Origin of the sequence: Polynucleobacter sp. AP-Kaivos-20-H2 (genome assembly GCF_018882215.1) — a bacterium.
In the GTDB taxonomy this organism is placed as follows: Bacteria; Pseudomonadota; Gammaproteobacteria; order Burkholderiales; family Burkholderiaceae; genus Polynucleobacter.
In genome coordinates this window covers 817,351-836,487 of the sequence record NZ_JACVOX010000001.1, presented here as the reverse complement: position 1 = coordinate 836,487, position 19,137 = coordinate 817,351, and the positions used below count along the sequence as shown (strand labels likewise).

Sequence of the window (19,137 nt, the reverse complement as noted above, 5' to 3'; positions counted from 1 at the left end):
AGTTAATGAATATATACTTTCATTAATTGATTCAGGTATGGCTCAGCTATACATTAGTAATCGAGCCCTCAAATTTTGGGTTGAATTCTTTGAGAGATACACATGCTTGAAAAGCTAGCAAAAGCCCGGTACTTTTCCCGCGTTACAGGTGCGGTCAATCGACTTATTTCCGAGCGCGGTGAATCGAATGCCGTCAGCATGGCTGACGATGTGATTCACAACTATCGCAAGCTTTCTAAAGATCAGCATTCTAAATTTTTCAATTTTTTATTTGAAAAGCTCAATCCCGATGCTGCTGCAGTTATGGCTGCCGCGCAAAATTTTTCAGCAGAAGCAAGTGCTCGCAACTACATTAAATTGCAACGCGTGACTGAGCCACCGAGACAAGAATTGTTTCGTCGACTCAATCGCGCAACGAATGGAACTGCTGCTCTGGTAGGTATGCGTCGCGATCTGTTGCAATTACTCGAAAAGCAACCTGAGTTAACTGCAGTTGATTTTGACTTACGTCACCTCTTGTCTTCTTGGTTTAATCCAGGATTTTTGAAGATGCATCGGGTAGATTGGAAGTCACCTGCGGAGGTGTTGGAGAAGCTGATTCAGCATGAAGCTGTGCATGCAATTGATGGCTGGGATGACCTGCGCCGCCGCTTGCAGCCTGATCGTAGATGCTTTGCGTTTTTTCATCCGCAACTTCCAAATGAGCCTTTGATTTTCGTTGAGGTGGCACTTTTGCCAGAAATCCCTGCCGTGATTACGCCTTTGGTAGATAAGAAGGCAGAGACAGTTCATCAAACTTCACAATATAAAGTGGCCGCTTTTTACTCTATTAGTAACTGTGAGCCAGGCTTGCGTGGCGTTTCGATGGGTAACTTCCTGATTAAGCGCGTTGCAGAACAATTGCATGCAGAGTTCCCAAGTCTTAAAACATTTGTAACTCTTTCACCAATCCCAGGTTTTATTGACTGGATCGCTGCTGGTGCAGACATTGGCGGTGAAAAGACAGGAACCCAACTTAAGCCGGCAATTCGTACAGCACGCGAGCAATCCTTGGAAGCGCTTGGACTTACTAATCGCTCTTGGTCTGAGCGTTTAAGTGCTGGCTGGCATCCAGATAATGCGACTGAAAAAGAAAAAGCCGCTTTACTGTGCCTCGCTAGTATTTACTTGGGTTTAGGCTCTGCTGGTCGTAACGGTAACCCAGTTGCCAAGTTCCACTTAGGTAATGGTGCCAAGCTTCATCAGATTAACTGGGCAGGGGATCTCTCTCGCAAGGGCTTAAGACAGTCAGCCTCCCTGATGGTTAACTATTTGTATGATCTGTCTGCTGTTGAGGAGAATCATGAGCGCTTTACGCAGGGAGAAATTGATTATTCCCGTGCTGTAGGTCGTTTAATGCAGCCCTAAGTAAGAAATTTAGTAGGGGAGACTCTCAAGCGGAATTCACAGAGTATTCGCTTTAGAATCGAGCATGTAGAAGCCAGCGGTCACAAAACTGGCAGTACCCACATTTGTAAGTAGAAAAATAATAGTCATTTAGGAGATGAACATGACAGATTCAAAAGAAATTTCTCAATTGCGTCGCACATTGTTGCTGGGTGCGGCTGGAGCATCCGTTGCTGGTTACGATCTGAGCGCGTTTGCTCAATCAGGCGCCAAAAGTTTAAAGATTTCTCACCAATTTCCAAGTGGCACAGACTTCCGTGATCGTTTATGCAAGAAGTTCGGTGAAGAGGTCACTAAAAAAACAAACGGCGAATTGAAGTTCGACGTTTATCCGCAATCCTCATTAATGAAAACAAATGCTCAATTTAGCGCTCTCCGTAAAGGCGCCCTTGACTTTAGTTTCTACCCAATGCCTTATGCGGGTGGAGAAGTTGTTGAGGCTAACATTGGTCTAATGCCAGCGCTAGTTACCAGCTATGAACAAGGCGCCAAATGGAAAAATGCTGAAGTTGGCAAGATCTTGAATAAGGTCATGGAGTCCAAGGGCATTGTGATTGTTAGTTGGGTGTGGCAGGCTGGTGGCGTTGCTACACGTTCTGGTCCTATCGTGGTTCCGGACGACGTTAAAGGCGTTAAGGTGAGGGGTGGCAGTCGTGAATTTGATGCCATGCTTAAGGCAGCCGGTGCATCCGTAATGACCTCGATTCCTTCAAATGAGATTTATCAGGCTGTGCAAACCGGCTCACTAGAGGCAGCCTACACTTCATCGGCAAGCTTAATGTCATTCAAGCTTGCGGAGTTAACCAAAAACTTTACTTCCGCCAAAAATAAATCCTATTGGTATATGTTAGAGCCACTCATGATGTCAAAAACGGTGTTTGATTCTTTAACACCAAAACAACGCGATGTCATTATGGCGGTCGGGGCGGATATGGAAAAATTTGGTACCGAACAGGCCAAATTGGATGATATTGATGCAGCTATTGCATTTGCTAAAGCCGGCAACAAGGTTTTTGAAATGGATACGTCGGTAGTTGATAAATGGAAGGCAGTAGCTAAAAATTCTGCTTGGAAAGAATTCTCGGAACGTAATGAAACTTGTGCTGCAATGATGCGCTCGGCAGAGAAGATTTCATAAAATGATTTTGATTCTGGAGGCTGCCGATAGAGTGATGTCGGCAGTGAATAAATTCTTGGTGTTACTGGGCTCACTCGCCCTGATGGCCGCAGCTCTCATTCTGAGTTACAGCGTTATGTCCCGTGGTTTATTTCATGCGGCGAACGACTGGCAAGATGAAGCCGCTCTATTTTGCTTGGTGGGCGTAACTTTTCTCTGCAGTTCGTATGTGCAAGAGAGGCGTGGCCATATAGGAATTTCCGCAATTGAGGGCCTGTTACCTCACCCAGTTAATAAAGTGCGCGGAATTGTTATTGATGTGATTTCCTGCCTATTTTTTGCCTTTTTTTCTACGAAAACTTGGGATTTGCTTCAGGAAGCATGGGTAGACGGTCAAGTAACTAACTCCACGTGGGCTCCTCCTTTGTGGATTCCCTATTCAATGATGTTTGCTGGCATGGCATTACTCACATTTCAACTATTTCTACAAATTTTCATCAGAAAAACGATCGCTACTGATGTTGTGAGTGGGGGTCACTAATATGTCTATTCTTACTATTGGTCTTTTATTTGCTTTTGTAACCCTGGTGATTATGTTTTCAGGGATTTCAATTGCTTTTGCTTTAGGTATTGTTGCAATTATTTTTATGTATTTCTTCATGCCCGCTTCATCATTGGATACGGTTGCGCAGAACGTGTATGAGGAAATGTCCAGTATTACTTTGATGTCCATACCATTGTTTATCTTGAAAGGCGCCGCTATTGGCCGTTCACGTGCGGGCAAGGATTTGTATGATGCTCTTCATGTATGGATGGGTAAGATACCTGGCGGCCTAGGAGTTGCGAACGTATTTGCTTGTGCGCTGTTTGCTGCTATGGCCGGATCTAGCCCTGCAACCTGTTCTGCAATTGGTAGCGCAGGGATTCCTGAGATGCGTAAGCGTGGCTACTCTCCAGGTTTTGCAGCAGGTATTATTGCTGCTGGTGGCACTTTGGGGATTTTATTGCCACCCTCAATCACCATGATTTTGTATTCTGTGGCAGCAGAGCAATCATTGGGGCGCTTATTCTTGGCGGCTATTGGCCCTGGCGTCATGCTGGTCATATTCTTTTCCGTCTACACCGTCTATCGCTTCCGTAAAGAGTACACCAGCGCTTACGAAGCTTACGCCGTGACTAAGGTTTCTACGCCCATATTGGAGCGTCAAACCTACACCATTCAGCAAAAAATGAGCTCATTGCCTAGAGTGCTGCCTTTCTTGGTTTTATTGATCGGTGTAATGGTTGCCTTGTACGGAGGATATGCAACGCCTGCTGAAACGGCGGGCTTGGGCGCAGTTTTTGCTTTTCTATTGATTGCAGTGATTTATAAGATGTGGCGTTTCAAGGACCTATACCCATTATTAGATGTCACGATCCGCGAATCCGCGATGTTGATGTTCATTATTGGCATGTCCCTCTTATTTGCAAATGTGATGAGTTACTTGCATTTAAGTCAGTCTGCTGCACAGGCAATTGTTGATCTAAATACTTCCAGATGGGTGTTATTGGGGGCCATTCTACTGATGGTGATCGTCCTAGGATTCTTCTTGCCACCTGTCTCGATTATTTTGATGACTTCGCCAATTTTCTTGCCACCTCTGCGTGCCGCTGGCTTTGATTTAATCTGGTTTGGCGTGGTGATGACTATTGTGATGGAAACGGGCTTAATTCATCCACCAGTTGGTCTGAATATTTTCGTTATTAAGAATATTGCCCCCGATATCACCTTGCGTGAAATCATCTACGGCGTGATGCCATTTGTATTCATCATGCTTTTTTCTGTTGTATTGCTTTGCGTATTCCCAGAAATCGCCACTGAATTATCTAATTGGGTAATGGGTGCGCCTCTAGTTTAAGAAATCAAGGAATATTTTCATGAATTTGTATTCAGTATTGGAAACAGGTTTTCCAAAAGATAAAAAAGCGTGCGCTCTCGAGACCCACGACGGTCTTTATTACTCTTGGGGTGACCTTGAGTCGGCAACCGCCAAGCTTGCCAATTTACTTGCTAGCCTGAAGCTTCCAAAAGGAGCGAGGGTTGCAGTGCAGGTTGAGAAGTCTCCTGAAGCACTCTTTCTTTATCTAGCAACCATTCGTGCGGGCTATGTGTATTTGCCACTCAATACGGCCTATCAATCAGCTGAAATCCAGTACTTCCTAGAGAATGCTGAGCCAGCAGTGGTTGTCTGCAGTAGCAAGAATCTCTCTTGGGTATCTAAGGTGGCTTCTAAGGCTGGCACTAAGCATGTATTCACACTGGACGATAATCGTACGGGTACTTTATTGGACCGTGCAGGAAACCTTAGCGACAAATTCAAAACTGTTCCAGCAAAAGATGATGATCTTGCAGCGATTCTGTATACCTCCGGTACTACAGGACGCAGTAAGGGTGCCATGTTGACCCATAAAAACTTGGGCAGCAATGCAAAGGTATTGCAAAAGTTCTGGGGTTGGAAAAAAGGTGATGTATTGCTCCACGCTTTGCCCATCTTCCACGTTCATGGATTGTTTGTGGCGGCGCATGGCGCATTGATTAATGGCAGCAAGATGATTTGGTTGCCACGTTTAGATACGGCGCAACTGATTAAGCACATGACACAGTCCACCGTGATGATGGGTGTACCTACATTCTATGTACGCCTATTGGCTGACAAAGGATTTACTAAAAAAGTAGCAAGCAATATGCGTCTGTTTGTTTCGGGCTCAGCCCCTTTGCTGACAGAAACATTTAATACTTTCAAAGAGGTGATTGGCCAGCCGATTCTTGAGCGTTATGGCATGAGCGAGACGGTGATGTTGGTTTCTAATCCTTACAAAGGCAAGCGCGTAGGCGGTTCAGTTGGTTTGCCATTGCCTGGCGTTAAGGTGCGCGTAGTGACTGAAGATAACAAGCCCTGCAAAGTAAACGAAATTGGCAGCATTCAGGTTAAAGGTCCGAATATATTTAAGGGCTACTGGCGTATGCCTGAGAAGACTGCCGAAGAATTTACCAAAGATGGCTGGTTTAAAACAGGCGACGTCGGTCGTTGGGGTGGCGATGCCAATGGCGGCAAAGCTCCAAATGATTACTTGTGCATTGTTGGCCGTAGCAAAGATTTGATTATTTCTGGTGGCTACAACGTTTACCCAAAAGAGATCGAAAGCTTTATCGATGACATGGTTGGCGTTGATGAAAGTGCTGTGATTGGTATTCCGCACCCTGATTTTGGCGAGGCAGTGATGGCAGTAGTGGTGCCTAAGGCTGGAGCAAAGCTCAATGCAGAAGCAATGATTGCTACTTTGAAAACCCAAATTGCAAACTTTAAGATACCTAAGCGCGTAGAGATTGTTGCTGATTTACCTCGTAACGCTATGGGCAAGGTGCAGAAGAATATTTTGCGTCAGCAGTACACAGCTTAATTAGAAGCCGAATGCCTTGCGGCTTTCATTAAACATGAAGGCTGCAAGGAAAAAAAGCATGATGCCAAAAACGCGTTTGAGTTGAGCAATATCGAGTTTTCTGGCCATCTTTGCACCTAAAGGCGCAGTAAAAATACTGACCGTCACAATGCACGCTACTGCTGGTAAATAGACAAAGCCCAGAGCGCCCGCTGGAAGATTGGGGTTGCCCCAGCTTCCATACATGTAGCCAATGGTTGCAGCGGCGGCAATTGGAAAACCCAAGCCAGATGAAGTGGCCATTGCTGTATGCGGCTTGACGTTGCACCAGAGCATGAAGGGCACCGTAATAAATGCTCCACCAGCGCCCACTAGACTTGCAAGTGCGCCAGCAAATGTGCCAAAAGAAAATAATCCAAGCGTGCCAGGCAAGTCTCTACCTGCCTTAGGTTTCTTATTGAGTAACATCTGAATTGAGGTGTAAACAATAAAGACTGCAAAGAAGAGCGAGAGCCACGAGGTTTTGAGTGCCTCAAATAATTCACTGCCACCAATCAATCCACCAAAAATCATTCCAGGACTTAAAGAGGCAACTAGCCTCCAATCAATGGAGCCATGTTTGTGATGTGCCCAAATTGCGGAAGTGGTAGTAAACAGAATGGTCGCCATGCCTGTTGCAATAGCCATATGCACGATAGCTTCTTGACTAAATCCTAGGTGATTAAATACCAGGATCATGAAGGGCACCAGAATCATGCCGCCACCAATACCCAGCAGTCCAGCCAAGTAGCCGGAGATGGCGCCGCACAACATCAGCATCAAGATATCGTTCAGTGACATGAATTCCCCGCCTTGGCCGCTAGGCCGTCATCCTGAACCCTAAGGTTCAAGGTGGAACGGCTACTCTGCTTCGGGTGCATTAAGAGGTTCAGGGAGTAACCAAGTCTAAGTTGGCACTGTGAACTTGCAAAACGCTCACGCCCACAAGGTAAAGATCGTTCCTGATGCTTGCGCATCGGTTCAAGGAACTATTGGCCTTGGCGAACCAGGCAGGGAAAGGGTTTGCATCAAAGCATCTACTTGATCTTCAAGTGCATGAATCTCATCCTGAAGGCGAGTAACTTCATCCGTGCTGACATTGGAAGAGCTGCTTTGCTGCGATGGATTTTTTTGTAAGGTAATAAGATCGCCAGCAATTTTGAGTGCAGCCATCATGCTCGCTCTCTCGATGCTGCGGTTACCACCATTAATAGCCAGTTGAATTTGTTCGTCAACCAAGACACACGCTGCCCGGAGTAATGGCTCATGCTCGGCACTGGTTGCCAGAGTAATTTTCTGACCGGCAAGACTTACCTCAATGCGTTGTTGGCTCATTATCATCCTCGGGGTTATTTGGTGGGATAGCTTCGCCTAGTAGATTGAGCTGGCGACCATCACTTTGTTCTGGCAGACGACTTAGGATATGTTGAATACGCTTTTGCGCATCTTCAATCTTATTTTCGAGCTGTACTCGATTTTGATTTGAGTTTTGCACGGCTTGTGCAATGGCTTGGATTTTTCCAGCTATTCGATGGATGGATGCGCATAGCGCATCCATGTCTGAAGCTTGGTTGCCAGTGGAAAGAGGGGGAGTCTCGCTCATACTGGCATTGTAGTCTGAAAAAAGGGCTTATTTCATAGCGTAACGTAGGCCTACAAATACGTTAGATCCCATGGTGTTATAGCCATAAGTGAGCTGATATTGCTTATTGGTGATGTTATTCCAGCGTGCAAAAAGCGTCCAATTCTTTTCAAGCTCGTAGCTAGAATAAAGATTGAAGATTGAGTACCCGCCCATTGAGCCGTTATAAGCACTTCCGGAGGTGTCAGTTCCAGATATGTCCTGCCTTTGCCCGGAAAAAGTGCCGCCAAGTCCTGCAACTAACTTGTTGTAGTTGTATTCCACGGAGGCGTTTCCAAAAGTACGCGCCCTTTTGGTTAGTTGCTTATCTTCGGTCACATTCTCTGGGTTTTGCTGATCTAACGAGCCTTTGAGCATAAAGCGACCAATTTGAGACGCACCACCAAACGATATGCCGGTAATTCTGGCTACACCTACATTCGAAGCACATCCACCGCTTTGACTGATTTGACTGGAGTTACAGCCGTTGGAGCCAAATTGAATTAAGTTTGAAACGGTATTGGTATAGGCAACTACGTGAGCCTCATAAGTACGCGCATCATAGTGCAACCCAGCTTCAGTGTTTTTACTTTTTTCTGGCAAAAGATTTGGATTTCCATAGCCAGGGTAGTACAGATCATTAAAAGTGGGCGCCCTAAATCCAGTTCCGTAGTTAAGATTGGCTCGCCATTCTTTTGTTAAGAAATAACCGTAGGAAATTGCGCCTGTGGTTTGTGGGCTATAGCCACTGATGTTGTCATTGCGTAGCGACACATTACCCAAGTGGTCACCACGTTTTAGCTGATATGAGCCTGCTACAGAATTGGTATCGCGGGTTTGGCTAAATGCGCTTGGTAAGAGGTTGTAGTTATAGTCTGTGCCATAGTTGTATTGATAGGTATCCACCTTTTGTACTCTGCGCTCTCCCACTAATTGCAATAGGTCTGACCCAAGGGTAATGTCATTTTGCCAAGTGTAAATATTTTGCTTGGTCTGAGTGTAGGGGTTATACGTTGGGCTATATACGCTTGCAGGCTGGATTGACTGCCCATAGTTAGTTGAAATGGATGCTTGTAAAGAACTCTTCCAAATTTCAGTAATTTGATTTTTTGAATATACGGTGTAGATACCCATTTGTGAAACTGCATTTTGAGTTTGCTGAGCAGAAGCGGGTAATGGATAAGGACCGTTAAAGTAATCAAATGTATTAAAACCAGGCATCTGTGTATTCATACGGCTCTGCAACATTTGAAAGCCCAATACCTGCCCTATGGCCCACTCTTGTGAGAGTTTGCCTGTAACCCCATTTTGTACGTAGCCTGTTTTCATTGCTGCTAGACCGAATGGATTGTTGGAAGCCACGGTATTAAAGCCAGTGGAGAGGGTTTCGCTCACGCCTAGTGAGTAACGAATTTTTTGTTCGCCGTCAGTGGATCCATAAATACTTGCATCGCTCACACTGGTTCCGTAGGTGCCGTAACCAGTTGATACGCTTACTTTGGCGGGTCCATCACCTGCTTTGGTAAAGATTTGAATAACGCCGCCGATTGCATCTGCTCCATACAGACTGCTTTGAGGTCCAAAAATGACTTCAATATGGTCAATTAGCGGGAGCGGGATAGTTTCCCAGGTAGGCCCCCCATTAAAACCAGAATCAGAGCGAACGCCATCCACTAGCACCAAACTTTGCGCATTAGAGGTGCCACGTAAAAAGATGCTTGCGCCTGCGCCCCCGGCACCGAGTCCATTAGTAATTTCAATGCCGCGTTGTCTCTGCAGTAAATCTACCAAGCTAGTTTGACCTGCTTGAGCGATTTCTTCTGGCCCGATGTAGTCATAGTCAGCCAAAACATTGTTTGCTAAGGTTGGTGCACGATTTGCGGTTACCAAAACTGGATCCATGGTGTTGACCACAGAAACATTCGCAGAGTTTTGTGAGTTTGCTGTTGCGCTAAAAAAGAATGAGGCGCCACAGATTAGGGCGCTTAATTTACTGCTGAACTGCTGTTTCATGTTTCACTTTCTGTTATCGATTGCCTAGCTAACCTCCCCGTTAGCTGGGTCGAACAGAATTTCCCGTGCAGGAGTTCAGGCGTCAATTGGGCGCAGTATCGAGAGACTTAGCGCTTTCTTGGCGCGCGAAGATCCCCGTCCGCAAAATTCCACCTATCTTGGCCGGTATCCGGGCTAGTAAATATCAGAATCTGGCCTTCCCATGCGATTGACGCGCACAGTGGCTTTGTCAGATTCCTGACGCCCCAAATAAACCAAAAAGGGCGCATTTACCTACCGTTGCGGGGGCAGCACACGTTTAGTGTTTCCCGTTTAACTTTATTGCACTGCAATAAAGCACCACGACCTCATTATTCTAGCGGATTTGAAGTTCGCTAAGCGGGAATCCAAGGCTTTGAGGGTTAAAAAAGCCTACAATAGAGGGTCTTGGAGCAAGGATTCATGACCGTATTAGATAAGCATCCCGAAAAAAACCTGATTCGTCTGCAGTTGAGTCAAAACTCGGTCTTAAAAAGCTTGGATCCCTCAGCAATGGCTGATTTAGAGCGCCATTTAGAAATTTCGGACCTCAAAAAATCAGAAATCTTGCTACACCAGGGTGATCACCAGATGGAGCAGTACTTCGTTTTGGATGGCATTCTGAAGCGGATTGTTTCGAGCGCGGATGCCAAAGAGATGATTTTGCGTTTTGCCATCGAAAAAGATATTGAAACAAGCTATGCCGCATGGCGTTTAAAAACGGCTGCCCCTTACAGTATTGCGTGCGTCACTAAGGCCCGTGTTGCTAGGATGCCTATGAAGAAGTGGGCTGAATTCCTTGAGGAGCACAAACCCCTCAAAGAGAGCTTTGAGTTCGAAGTCATGCGCCTGATGAGTGAAATCATGGCCCACACCATTACCTTGCATATGCTCGATGCTCCAGGCCGGGTAGAGCGTTTCTTGCGTAAATATGAGGATTTGTTCGAGCTTCTCCCAAAGAAGGAGCTGGCGGCCTACCTCAATCTCTCTCCTGAGACCCTAAGTCGCCTTAAAACGAAGCATAAAGAGCTCTTTGTTTAAGGGGTAAAACCGCCCGTAATTACAGGATTTAGGGGGAAATTGACCGAAGTCAATGATGAACCTCTCCTCCAAGCCTAATATTCATCTCAGCCTAAGCGGGACACAAAACCCGTTATGCGATTTATAACTACATTGGAGACGTTAGCGAAAGCTAAATTGCATTGGCTCTACAAGAGCAAGCCCGCAATTTCTATATAAATTTCTATGACAACTGATAATCAAAACACACAATTAACCGATGGCTTTCACCTCGTCATTGACGCCCTGAAAGCAAACGATCTCGATACTATTTTCGGCCTCGTTGGTATTCCAATTACTGACTTATGCCGTTTAGCGCAAGCAGAAGGTCTGCGTTTTATCGGCTTCCGTCACGAACAACACGCAGGTAATGCTGCCGCTATTTCTGGTTACATGACGCAAAAGCCAGGTATCTGTATGACTGTTTCTGCTCCTGGTTTCTTGAACGGTTTGACAGCACTTGCTAATGCAACTGTGAACTGCTTCCCAATGATTTTGATCTCTGGTTCAAGCGAACGTGAAATCGTTGACTTGCAACAGGGTGACTACGAAGAGATGGATCAGCTCAACGCAGCGAAGCCATATTGCAAAGCTGCCTATCGTATTAACCACATTGAAGATATCGGCATTGGTTTTGCTCGTGCAATCCGCGCTGCCGTTTCTGGTCGTCCAGGTGGCGTGTATTTAGATTTGCCAGCCCAGTTGCTTGCTCAAACAATGCCTGCTGATGAAGCTAAGAAATCCATTTTCAAGGTAATCGATCCAGTTCCTCGTCAAATCCCAGCGGCTGATGCAGTTGCTCGTGCATTAGATGTGTTGAAGGGCGCTAAGCGTCCATTGATCCTCTTGGGTAAGGGCGCTGCTTATGCTCAAGCTGATAAAGAGATTCGTGATCTGGTTGAAAAATCAGGTATTCCTTACTTGCCGATGTCTATGGCTAAAGGTTTATTGCCAGACAATCACCCACAATCTGCTTCTGCAGCGCGTTCATTTGTATTGGCTGAAGCTGATGCAGTGTTATTGGTTGGTGCACGTTTAAACTGGTTGCTGGCACACGGTAAAGGTAAGACTTGGGGCAAAGAGCCTAAGAAATTTATCCAAATCGATATTCAAGCAAACGAAGTGGATAGCAACGTACAAATCGCTGCTCCATTGATTGGTGACATCGGTTCATGCGTTGGCGAACTCTTGAAGGGTATCTCCGCTGTTCCTAAGCCAAGCGCTGAGTGGATTGCCGCGATCACTGAGAAGAAAGATAAGAATCTAGCCAAGATGGCCGAGACATTGGCTAAAGAAGCAAACCCAATGAACTTCCATGGCGCGTTACGCGTGATTCGTGATGTGATTAAGAAGAACCCAGATGTGAACTTGGTAAACGAAGGCGCAAATACACTCGACTATTGCCGTGCCATCGTTGATATGTACAAGCCACGTAAGCGTTTTGACTCTGGTACTTGGGGCATTATGGGTATCGGTATGGGTTATGCAATTGGCGCCGCCGTTACTAGCGGCTTGCCAACAGTTGCAGTTGAAGGCGACAGTGCATTTGGCTTTAGCGGTATGGAATTGGAAACAGTTTGCCGTTACAACCTACCAATTACGACGGTTGTATTTAATAACAACGGCGTATACCGCGGCACTGACGTTAACCCAACTGGTGGTGCTGATGTTGCGCCAACTGTGTTCGTTAAAGATGCTCGTTACGACAAGATGATTGAAGCATTTGGTGGTGTTGGTTACTACGTAACAACCCCAGCAGAATTAGAAGCAGCGTTAACAGAAGCGATTGCTGCCGGTAAACCAGCCCTCATCAATGCTGTTATTGATGAAACTGCAGGTACTGAGAGTGGACGTTTAACAAACTTAAACCCATCCACAGCAGCTGCCAAAAAGTAAGAAATACTGAGTAATAAAACGTTAATATTTTTAGACTACATTCAGAAGTAAACAAGAAAGACTTAAGGAGAAACACACATGACTAAACCATTAGAAGGTATTCGCATTATTGACTTCACACACGTACAAGCAGGCCCTGCATGTACTCAGTTGTTGGCTTGGTACGGCGCTGACGTTATCAAAGTAGAGCGTCCAGGTTCTGGCGACGTAACTCGTAGCCAATTGCGCGATATTCCGGGTGCAGATGCTTTGTACTTCACAATGTTGAACGGTAACAAGCGCTCTTTGACTTTGGATACTAAGACTCAAGAAGGTAAAGAAGTTTTAGAGAAGATGATCAAAACTTCTGACGTCATGGTTGAGAACTTTGGCCCAGGCGCTTTGGATCGTATGGGATTCTCTTGGAAGCGTATCCAAGAATTGAACCCAAAAATGATCATGGCTTCTGTTAAAGGCTTTAGCGATGGCCACTCATACGAAGACTTAAAAGTGTATGAGAACGTTGCTCAGTGCGCTGGTGGTGCTGCTTCCACAACTGGTTTCTGGGATGGTCCTCCTACTGTTTCTGCTGCTGCTTTAGGTGACTCAAATACTGGTATGCACTTGGCAATCGGTATCTTGACAGCTTTGATGCAACGTCAAAAAACTGGCAAAGGTCAAAAAGTTTCTTGCTCAATGCAAGACGCTGTATTGAACTTGTGCCGCGTGAAGTTGCGCGACCAACAACGTTTGGACAAGATTGGTTACTTGGAAGAGTACCCACAATACCCACACGGTTCATTCACTGACGTAGTTCCACGTGGCGGTAACGCTGGTGGTGGCGGTCAGCCAGGTTGGGTGTTGAAGTGTAAGGGCTGGGAAACAGATCCAAACGCATACATCTACTTCACAATTCAAGGTCATGCTTGGGAGCCAATTACTCGTGCGATTGGTAAGCCAGAGTGGGCAACTGATCCAGCGTACATGACTGCTGAAGCTCGTCAAGACAAGATTTTTGACATCTTCGCAACGATTGAAGACTGGCTCAAAGACAAGACTAAATACGAAGCTGTGGACATTCTCCGCAAGTTCGATATTCCATGTGCTCCAGTTCTCTCTATGAAAGAGTTGGCTAATTCACCTGACTTGCGTAAGAGCGGTTCTATTGTTGAAGTGGACCACAAAGTACGTGGTAAGTATTTGACTATCGGTAGCCCAATCAAGTTCTCTGATTTGGAAATCGAAGTTGGTCCATCACCAGTATTGGGTGAGCACACTGACGAAGTATTGGCTGACCTTGGCTATAGCGCTGATGACATCGCTAAGTTACATACAGCTAAAGCAGTCTAATAACGATAATTATCGCTATGAATTGAAGGCGCTCCTGGTGGGCGCCTTTTTTATTGTCAGAATAAATAGTAAATCACTTAATGAAAAAGTCTGTAGACTGATCCTATGAATACCAATATTGATTTAGTTCAATTAGTAGAGTGTGTTGGAGATGCGATCATCGTTGTCGATGCACATGAAAAAATTGTGCTGTGGAATCCCGCAGCTACTCGTATCTTTGGTTACTCCGAGTCGGAGGCTTTAGGTAATACTTTGGATTTAATTGTTCCGGAGCGTCAACGCCATCGCCATAACGAGGGCTGCCGTAAGTCCATGGAAACTGGTATCACGCGTTATGGCTCATCGTTGTTAAAAGTGCCAGCTCTCCACAAGAGCGGTGGCATGCTCTCAATCGCTTTTACAGTTGGCATGCTTTTTGATGAACATCAGAAGGTCAATGGGATTGTGGCAACCATTCGGGATGAAACCGAGCGTTTTGCTCAAGAAAGGACGCTTAAAAAAAGGATTGCCGATCTTGAAGATGCCCAAATCTAGCTATATACAGTCTTAGACGGCGTCTGTGCCCAAAAATAGGGCACACCCAATCTTTCTCTTTATCCCACTGGTAAAATTCCTTAATTCAAAATTTTCATTCTTATTAGGACTTAAATCATGGCAAAAGCACTAGAGGGGATCAAAGTCCTCGACTTTACGCACGTTCAATCAGGCCCAACCTGTACTCAGTTACTGGCTTGGTTTGGTGCGGATGTGATCAAGGTAGAAAAATCAGGCGAAGGTGATGCAACGCGCGGTCAATTGCGCGACATTCCTGATGCAGACAGTTTGTATTTCACGATGTTGAACCATAACAAGCGTTCCATTACTGTGAATACTAAAACCCAAAAGGGTAAAGAAATTCTGGAGCGCCTGATTAAGGAGTGCGACGTATTGGTGGAGAACTTTGCACCAGGCGCACTCGATCGCATGGGATTTTCTTGGGAGCGTATTCAAGAGCTCAACCCAATGATGATCATGGCTTCAGTAAAAGGTTTTGGCCCTGGTCCCTACGAAGATTGCAAAGTGTATGAGAACGTAGCGCAATGCGCAGGCGGTTCTGCATCAACTACAGGTTTTGATGATGGCCCTCCAATGGTCACAGGCGCACAAATTGGCGATAGCGGAACCGGTTTGCATTTAGCGCTTGGTATTGTTACAGCTCTATACCAACGTACTCACTCTGGCCGTGGTCAGAAAGTATTGGCAGCTATGCAAGATGCAGTATTGAACTTGTGCCGCGTCAAATTGCGTGATCAACAGCGTCTAGAGCGTAACGGTACGATGCAAGAGTATCCACAGTACCCAAATGGCGAGTTTGGTGATGCTGTACCTCGTGCTGGCAATGCTTCTGGCGGTGGTCAGCCGGGCTGGATTGTGAAGTGCAAAGGTTGGGAAACAGATCCAAATGCGTACATATATGTAGTGGTACAAGCCCCGGTATGGGAAGCGATTTGCAAAGTAATCGGCCATGAAAGCTGGATTACGGATGTACGTTTTGCATCCCCAATGGCGCGCTTGCCACATCTCATGGAAATTTTTGGTGAGATCGAAAAATGGACTATGACCCTGAGTAAATTTGAGGTGATGGATATATTGAATAAGTATGATGTTCCATGTGGCCCAATTCTGTCTATGAAAGAAATTGCTGAGGAGCCTGCATTACGTGCCACTGGTACTGTAGTTGAAGTAGATCATCCAATTCGTGGCAAGTACCTCACTGTTGGTAACCCAATCAAGATGTCTGATAGCCCAACTGATGTGACTCGTTCACCATTACTCGGTGAGCATACTGATGAGATTCTCAGTGAGTTAGGTTACTCAACCGATGAATTGATTTCTCTTCGTCATGATAAGGTGATCTAAGATGCGGGTTGCTTTAATTGGGAGTGCGGATTTTGGCAAAGCGTCATTAGAAGCCTTTTTAGATCGCGGCGATGAAGTCGTTGCTGTTTTCTGCCCACCCGACAATCCTAAATCAAGCAAACCCGAAGTCTTAAAAGAAGCGGCGTTAGCAAGGGGTTTAACCCCCTTGCAGTTCGCTTCACTGAAGGGCCCAGAGGCTGCCCAAGCCATGATTGACGCCAATGCAGACATCTGTGTAATGGCTTATGTGCTTCAGTTTGTACCGCAAGAGCTTTGTAAGATTCCAAAGCACGGCACGATTCAATATCATCCATCCTTGCTGCCCAAGTATCGCGGTCCGAGCGCTATCAATTGGGCAATTGCATTAGGTGAAGAGAAAACAGGCTTAACTATCTTCCGCCCATCCGATGGTTTGGATGAAGGCGAAGTGATTGTGCAAAAAGAAGTAGCTATAGGGCCTAATGACACATTAGGCAAGATCTACTTTGATCATTTATTCCCGATCGGTGTGCAAGCTCTCCTAGAGACTGCTGATCTGGTAGTTGCTGGTAAGCATCAAGAAATTGTTCAAGATGAATCACAAGCGAACTATGAAGGTTGGTTTGGTGTTGATGCAGCACAGATTCATTGGGCAACACACATCAGTCAAATCTATAACCTGATTCGCGCAAGCAATCCTGCGCCTGGTGCATGGACTAAGTTTGGCGAACAAAAAGTACAGATCTACGATTGCCATAAGCACGTTGCTGCAACCTTTGGCGCCGTCAAAGGCAAGCCTGGGGAAGTAACGCAGATTACGCTTGATTCATTCTTCATCACCTGCCATGGTGGACAGATTGAGGTCCTGAAGGCTAAAGGCGCTGCGGGCAAGGTAACTGGTGCTGAGCTGGCCAAAGAATTGAATCTAGAAATAGGGCAGTTCTTCGCTCTTTAGATCGTTTGGCAAATAACCAAATAGGTTATCAATCGTGATGCTCACCAGCCCTTGCCTTAGAATCATCATTTACAAATAGCCATTCCGCTGCTATCTTTTGATGGAATGCTTTTAAGGCTAATTGACATGAATTAGCTTGTTTAATTTAGAAGATGCCACCTGATTTTTACTACAAGGACTTTGTCTATGAAACTTCGTTTTTTGCTATTACTGATTTGTGCCCTAAGTCTAGGAATGGTTGCCTGTTCCAAGGGAACCAATTCAAGCGAAATTAAGGTTGCCGTATCGCCTGCATCACCACCGATGCTATTTGATCAAAACGGTCAGATTGTTGGCGTTGATATGGACATTTTTCAAGGCTATTGCAAGTCTCGTGGTTGCACCTTAAAAGTGACTCCTTATGATTGGCAAGGAATGCTGGGCGCCGTTTCAAGTGGTCAAGCTGATGTTGCCTTCTCTGGTATCTCAATCACGGATAAGCGCAAAGAGGCGATGGATTTTTCTCAGCCTTATTACGATAATTCTTGGCATTTGGTAAGTCTTAAAAGTAAAAATATCAAGATCACAGATTTAAATCAACTCAAGAAGTATTCCATTGGCTACCCACGTGGCATGGCTTACGATGACTTGATCAGAAATGAGCTGGAGCCAAAAGGCTACTACTCTTTAAGCAAGGTAAAGCTTTATCCATCCTATGCTGAAGTAGTGACAGATCTCCAAAATGGCAATATTGATTTGGCATTCATCGAAGAGCCTGTCTTCTTGAATTACCAAAACAAGCTGAAGCTTCCATTGGAAAGTGCTTATGTATTTAAGGGTTACGACAAATTGGGATTTGCCTTTGCCAAGGGATCCAAGTTGCGTGATGACTTTGATAAGTATTTAACAGAGCTAGGACCAGAAAAAATTCAAGCGATCTTAGATAAGTGGATGAAGTAATCCTCTAGCAAAAGTTCGTCATGAGTCTTTTAGATATTCTGCTGGAGCTCTGTAAGGGTGTTGTCTACACAGTTATCGTGACACTGGTTTGCAGTGTGACCGGCCTTGTTGTCGGTCTACTGCTTTCTAGTCTTCATCGACTCTCCATCAGAAGTGTTTCATTTCTGATTGATATCTACACCTACGTCTTTAGGGGAGTGCCGGTACTTGTTCTCCTGTTTATGGTGTACTTTGGCCTTCCCGGAATTGGCCTTAAACCACCGCCTTTAATGGCAATGGCGCTTAGCCTAGGTTTAGTGGCTGGTGCTTATCTTACAGAGGTCTTTCGTGGAGCATTTAATTCTGTCGACCCAGCCGAGATAGTTGCCGCACAGGCAATGGGCATGAGTCGCATCCAGGTGCTTCGTTATATTGAGATTCCGCAGATGCTCCGCTTTTCCATTCCTGGCATGGTAAATGAATTTACCTCCGTTCTGAAATATTCTCCTTTTGCCTACACCGTTGGTATTCCAGAGATCACCAAGGAGGCCATGACATTGACAGCCAATACCCTAAAGGGAATTGATGTTTATCTGATGGTTGGAGTCCTTTATTTTGTTATTTATCGGATCTTGTTATTGGGTGTTCAGTTGATTCAAAAACATTATGAGATTCCAGGTATGAAAGAAGCAGCAGTATGACCGTCATCACCATCCGAGACCTCACTAAGGAATTTGAGGGTCAGTTAGTACTCTCCGGGATTAATCTGGATTTACAGCAGGGCGAAGTGAAAGTCCTGATGGGTTCTTCGGGGAGTGGTAAATCTACTCTCTTAAGATGCTTGAATCGCTTAGTAGAGCCTACCTCCGGATCAATTCGTTTTAAGGGCAATGAGATCCTGGGCCCCAATGTAGATGTGCAGCAATTGCGCAAGCAGATTGGCTTTGTATTTCAGCAATTTGCTTTGTATAGCCATCTCACTGTCTTAAAAAACGTCACATTAGCATTACGTAAATTAGAGGGTATGGGACTTAAAGAGGCCAATGAAAAGGCCTTACATGAGCTGTCTCGATTTGAGATGACGCCTCATCAAAGTAAATATCCTTCTCAGTTATCCGGCGGACAGAAGCAGCGTGTTGCTATTGCGCGGGCTCTAGCCATGGATCCAGCAGTACTACTGCTGGACGAGCCAACCTCAGCACTGGATCCCATCATGTCTCGTGATGTGGGAGATCTCATAAATCGCCTGCACCACAATGGAATCACCATGATTTGTGTAACTCATGACTTGGGTTTAGCAAGTGCCATTTCAGATCGGGTGCTATTTTTGGATAAGGGTGTCATTCGTGCAGACGAGCGCATTGATGTTCTTGCCAACAATCATTCTGATCCAGAGCTGCAAGCTTTTTTTGGTAAGAGAGAGTAGTC

General features: G+C 45.5%; 17 protein-coding genes, 1 other RNA gene, 1 pseudogene and 1 riboswitch. Of the genes and pseudogenes, 14 read left to right on the top strand and 5 right to left on the bottom strand.

The window, feature by feature from the left end:
• Window positions 1-102 precede the first annotated feature (102 nt).
• The 5 genes from ICE89_RS04220 (at window position 103) to ICE89_RS04200 (ending at window position 6,004) form a co-directional block, all read left to right on the top strand.
• The gene (locus tag ICE89_RS04220; protein WP_216264957.1) at window positions 103-1,407 is read left to right on the top strand and encodes a malonyl-CoA decarboxylase domain-containing protein; all 1,305 of its coding nucleotides are present in this window, start codon (window positions 103-105) and stop codon (window positions 1,405-1,407) included.
• A 142-nt stretch (window positions 1,408-1,549) separates the two neighbouring features.
• Window positions 1,550-2,584 carry a TRAP transporter substrate-binding protein DctP gene (gene dctP, locus ICE89_RS04215; protein WP_216264956.1) on the top strand — a complete coding sequence of 345 codons (1,035 nt, stop codon included), beginning with the start codon at window positions 1,550-1,552 and terminating at the stop codon, window positions 2,582-2,584.
• A gap of 1 nt (window position 2,585) precedes the next feature.
• Window positions 2,586-3,104 (top strand): TRAP transporter small permease, encoded by a 519-nt coding sequence (locus ICE89_RS04210; protein WP_216861942.1) that lies wholly within the window; start codon window positions 2,586-2,588, stop codon window positions 3,102-3,104.
• Between the two features lies 1 nt (window position 3,105).
• A complete protein-coding gene (locus tag ICE89_RS04205) occupies window positions 3,106-4,461 on the top strand; it encodes a TRAP transporter large permease (protein ID WP_216264955.1) in 1,356 nt (451 codons plus the stop codon).
• A 13-nt stretch (window positions 4,462-4,474) separates the two neighbouring features.
• Window positions 4,475-6,004, top strand: a complete 1,530-nt coding sequence (locus ICE89_RS04200) for an AMP-binding protein (RefSeq protein ID WP_216265022.1) — start codon at window positions 4,475-4,477, stop codon at window positions 6,002-6,004.
• Here ICE89_RS04200 and ICE89_RS04195 read toward each other — a convergent pair whose 3' ends face one another.
• From ICE89_RS04195 to ICE89_RS04175, 5 genes and pseudogenes are all read right to left on the bottom strand, one after another.
• On the bottom strand, window positions 6,005-6,823 hold the full coding sequence (locus ICE89_RS04195; protein ID WP_216264954.1) for a sulfite exporter TauE/SafE family protein: 819 nt from the start codon (window positions 6,821-6,823) through the stop codon (window positions 6,005-6,007).
• Window positions 6,824-7,042: non-coding RNA, 6S RNA (gene ssrS / locus ICE89_RS04190), on the bottom strand.
• A 96-nt stretch (window positions 7,043-7,138) separates the two neighbouring features.
• Window positions 7,139-7,357: pseudogene (locus ICE89_RS11775) on the bottom strand (cell division protein ZapA); the annotation flags it as partial.
• Entirely contained in the window at window positions 7,338-7,625 is a 288-nt protein-coding gene (locus tag ICE89_RS04180; RefSeq protein WP_216264953.1) for a hypothetical protein, read from the bottom strand. The pseudogene ICE89_RS11775 and the gene ICE89_RS04180, both read right to left, overlap by 20 nt.
• A 27-nt stretch (window positions 7,626-7,652) precedes the next feature.
• The gene (locus ICE89_RS04175; protein ID WP_216264952.1) at window positions 7,653-9,656 is read right to left on the bottom strand and encodes a TonB-dependent receptor domain-containing protein; all 2,004 of its coding nucleotides are present in this window, start codon (window positions 9,654-9,656) and stop codon (window positions 7,653-7,655) included.
• Window positions 9,657-9,798: 142 nt separating this feature from the next.
• Window positions 9,799-10,015: riboswitch (cobalamin riboswitch) on the bottom strand.
• 82 nt (window positions 10,016-10,097) lie between these two features.
• On the opposite strand from ICE89_RS04175, the gene ICE89_RS04170 reads away from it, so the two are divergent.
• The 9 genes from ICE89_RS04170 to ICE89_RS04130 all read left to right on the top strand — a co-directional run bounded on the left by ICE89_RS04170 (window position 10,098) and on the right by ICE89_RS04130 (window position 19,135).
• On the top strand, window positions 10,098-10,715 hold the full coding sequence (locus ICE89_RS04170) for a Crp/Fnr family transcriptional regulator (protein WP_216264951.1): 618 nt from the start codon (window positions 10,098-10,100) through the stop codon (window positions 10,713-10,715).
• Between the two features lie 204 nt (window positions 10,716-10,919).
• A complete protein-coding gene (gene oxc / locus ICE89_RS04165) occupies window positions 10,920-12,629 on the top strand; it encodes an oxalyl-CoA decarboxylase (protein ID WP_216262330.1) in 1,710 nt (569 codons plus the stop codon).
• Window positions 12,630-12,707: 78 nt separating this feature from the next.
• The gene (gene frc, locus ICE89_RS04160) at window positions 12,708-13,958 is read left to right on the top strand and encodes a formyl-CoA transferase (protein ID WP_216264950.1); all 1,251 of its coding nucleotides are present in this window, start codon (window positions 12,708-12,710) and stop codon (window positions 13,956-13,958) included.
• 105 nt (window positions 13,959-14,063) lie between these two features.
• Complete coding sequence (locus ICE89_RS04155; protein ID WP_216262327.1) at window positions 14,064-14,492, top strand: PAS domain S-box protein; 429 nt, start codon at window positions 14,064-14,066, stop codon at window positions 14,490-14,492.
• Window positions 14,493-14,609: 117 nt separating this feature from the next.
• A complete protein-coding gene (frc, locus tag ICE89_RS04150; protein ID WP_216264949.1) occupies window positions 14,610-15,857 on the top strand; it encodes a formyl-CoA transferase in 1,248 nt (415 codons plus the stop codon).
• Between the two features lies 1 nt (window position 15,858).
• Window positions 15,859-16,791 carry a methionyl-tRNA formyltransferase gene (locus tag ICE89_RS04145; RefSeq protein ID WP_216264948.1) on the top strand — a complete coding sequence of 311 codons (933 nt, stop codon included), beginning with the start codon at window positions 15,859-15,861 and terminating at the stop codon, window positions 16,789-16,791.
• 186 nt (window positions 16,792-16,977) lie between these two features.
• The gene (locus ICE89_RS04140) at window positions 16,978-17,730 is read left to right on the top strand and encodes a transporter substrate-binding domain-containing protein (RefSeq protein WP_216264947.1); all 753 of its coding nucleotides are present in this window, start codon (window positions 16,978-16,980) and stop codon (window positions 17,728-17,730) included.
• A 20-nt stretch (window positions 17,731-17,750) separates the two neighbouring features.
• Window positions 17,751-18,410, top strand: a complete 660-nt coding sequence (locus ICE89_RS04135) for an amino acid ABC transporter permease (protein ID WP_216264946.1) — start codon at window positions 17,751-17,753, stop codon at window positions 18,408-18,410.
• On the top strand, window positions 18,407-19,135 hold the full coding sequence (locus tag ICE89_RS04130; protein ID WP_216264945.1) for an amino acid ABC transporter ATP-binding protein: 729 nt from the start codon (window positions 18,407-18,409) through the stop codon (window positions 19,133-19,135). Before ICE89_RS04135 ends, ICE89_RS04130 begins: the two co-directional genes overlap by 4 nt.
• Window positions 19,136-19,137: the final 2 nt, after the last annotated feature.

Bases quoted from the DNA above. Each gene is read 5' to 3' on its own strand.
- ICE89_RS04220 (WP_216264957.1), top strand. From the start codon at position 103: ATGCTTGAAAAGCTAGCAAAAGCCCGGTACTTTTCCCGCGTTACAGGT.
- ICE89_RS04205 (WP_216264955.1), top strand. From the start codon at position 3,106: ATGTCTATTCTTACTATTGGTCTTTTATTTGCTTTTGTAACCCTGGTG.
- ICE89_RS04210 (WP_216861942.1), top strand. From the start codon at position 2,586: ATGATTTTGATTCTGGAGGCTGCCGATAGAGTGATGTCGGCAGTGAAT.
- ICE89_RS04195 (WP_216264954.1), bottom strand. From the start codon at position 6,823: ATGTCACTGAACGATATCTTGATGCTGATGTTGTGCGGCGCCATCTCC.
- ICE89_RS04130 (WP_216264945.1), top strand. From the start codon at position 18,407: ATGACCGTCATCACCATCCGAGACCTCACTAAGGAATTTGAGGGTCAG.
- frc (WP_216264949.1), top strand. From the start codon at position 14,610: ATGGCAAAAGCACTAGAGGGGATCAAAGTCCTCGACTTTACGCACGTT.
- ICE89_RS04145 (WP_216264948.1), top strand. From the start codon at position 15,859: ATGCGGGTTGCTTTAATTGGGAGTGCGGATTTTGGCAAAGCGTCATTA.
- ICE89_RS04170 (WP_216264951.1), top strand. From the start codon at position 10,098: ATGACCGTATTAGATAAGCATCCCGAAAAAAACCTGATTCGTCTGCAG.
- dctP (WP_216264956.1), top strand. From the start codon at position 1,550: ATGACAGATTCAAAAGAAATTTCTCAATTGCGTCGCACATTGTTGCTG.
- ICE89_RS04140 (WP_216264947.1), top strand. From the start codon at position 16,978: ATGAAACTTCGTTTTTTGCTATTACTGATTTGTGCCCTAAGTCTAGGA.
- oxc (WP_216262330.1), top strand. From the start codon at position 10,920: ATGACAACTGATAATCAAAACACACAATTAACCGATGGCTTTCACCTC.
- ICE89_RS04155 (WP_216262327.1), top strand. From the start codon at position 14,064: ATGAATACCAATATTGATTTAGTTCAATTAGTAGAGTGTGTTGGAGAT.
- ICE89_RS04175 (WP_216264952.1), bottom strand. From the start codon at position 9,656: ATGAAACAGCAGTTCAGCAGTAAATTAAGCGCCCTAATCTGTGGCGCC.
- frc (WP_216264950.1), top strand. From the start codon at position 12,708: ATGACTAAACCATTAGAAGGTATTCGCATTATTGACTTCACACACGTA.
- ICE89_RS04135 (WP_216264946.1), top strand. From the start codon at position 17,751: ATGAGTCTTTTAGATATTCTGCTGGAGCTCTGTAAGGGTGTTGTCTAC.
- ICE89_RS04180 (WP_216264953.1), bottom strand. From the start codon at position 7,625: ATGAGCGAGACTCCCCCTCTTTCCACTGGCAACCAAGCTTCAGACATG.